The sequence below is a fragment of the Acinetobacter sp. YH12094 genome (assembly GCF_013419295.1).
Taxonomy (GTDB): domain Bacteria; phylum Pseudomonadota; class Gammaproteobacteria; order Pseudomonadales; family Moraxellaceae; genus Acinetobacter; species Acinetobacter amyesii.
Genome location: NZ_VPAK01000084.1, coordinates 1 through 1,168, shown reverse-complemented (window position 1 = coordinate 1,168; position 1,168 = coordinate 1). Strand labels below are relative to the sequence as shown.

Below are 1,168 nucleotides of genomic sequence, written 5' to 3'. Positions count from 1 at the left end.
TACGTTGTCGGCAGCGGGCCAAAAAGGAATACGTCCATGCCCATCGAGGTGAAACCGGCTGTGAGCGCGGGTTCAAGCATATAGCCCGACAGGCGCGTATCCTTGCCGATCACGACACGATGGCGGTGGTCACCGCGACGAAAGACACGGCCAGCCGCCATGCCGACGCGCAAGGCGGTTTCCGCCGTCATCGCGCCTTCGTTGGCTTTGCCACGAATACCGTCTGTGCCGAAATATTTGCGCACCATAAGGTCGATTATCCTGTCGTCGGGTCGCCCTCAAAGGGGACATGCCTGCTGAACCGCGAATATAGAGAAATATCCCGAATGTGCAGTTAACGAATTCTTGCGGTTTCTTTCAGCGCCGCCAATACCGCCAGCCCGTCGCGCAAGGGGCGCGGCTCGTGTGTGCGGATGAAGTCAGCTCCACCTGCGGCGGCGGCAAGCTCTGCAGCGAGTGTCGCGGCCCCGACATCCCCCGGACCACGGCCTGTGAGCGCGCGCAGAAAGGATTTGCGCGAAACAGACAGAAGCACCGGCAAATCGAAGCGCAGCCGCAATTCATCGAACCGCGCCAGCACCGAGAGCGAGGTTTCGGGAGCAGCCCCCAGAAAAAACCCCATGCCGGGATCAAGGACAAGGCGGTTGCGTTTGATACCGGCACCCGTCAGCGCCGCGATGCGCGCGTCAAAGAACGCCGCAATGTGATCCATGATGTCGCCAGCGGGTGCCTCGCGCCGATCTGCCTGCCCGTCTTGCACCGAATGCATAACGACGAGTTTGGCAGATGATTTCGCCAATTGCGGATAGAACGCAGCGTCTGGAAAACCGCGAATATCATTGAGATAGGCCACACCACGCGACAAGGCATAGGCTTGCGTCGCGGGTTGATAACTGTCGAGCGAGACGGGAATGCCATCTGCCTTGAGCGCGTCCAGCACCGGCGCGATACGCGCGATTTCTGTGTCGGACGAAACAGGCGCGGCGTCGGGATTGCTGGATGCCGGACCGAGGTCGATCACATCTGCCCCCTCGGCCATCAGCTTACGCGCCTGCGCAATGGCTGCGTCTGGCGCCAGATACCGGCCTCCATCGGAGAAACTGTCCGAGGTTATGTTGACGATGCCGAAAATGATGAGCGATTTATTCATGGGGGCTTCTATAATAAT

The 1,168-nt window shown here is 59.8% G+C and carries 1 protein-coding gene and 1 pseudogene; both read right to left on the bottom strand.

Annotated features, from left to right (window positions below; genetic code table 11):
* A pseudogene (glmM, locus tag FTU34_RS17725) lies at positions 1–248 on the bottom strand (phosphoglucosamine mutase); the annotation flags it as partial.
* A gap of 86 nt (positions 249–334) precedes the next feature.
* Positions 335–1,150 carry a sulfonamide-resistant dihydropteroate synthase Sul2 gene (gene sul2, locus FTU34_RS17720; RefSeq protein WP_001043260.1) on the bottom strand — a complete coding sequence of 272 codons (816 nt, stop codon included), beginning with the start codon at positions 1,148–1,150 and terminating at the stop codon, positions 335–337.
* Positions 1,151–1,168 lie beyond the last annotated feature (18 nt).

Coding starts and splice junctions, on each gene's coding strand:
- sul2 (WP_001043260.1), bottom strand. CDS start 1,150: ATGAATAAATCGCTCATCATTTTCGGCATCGTCAACATAACCTCGGAC.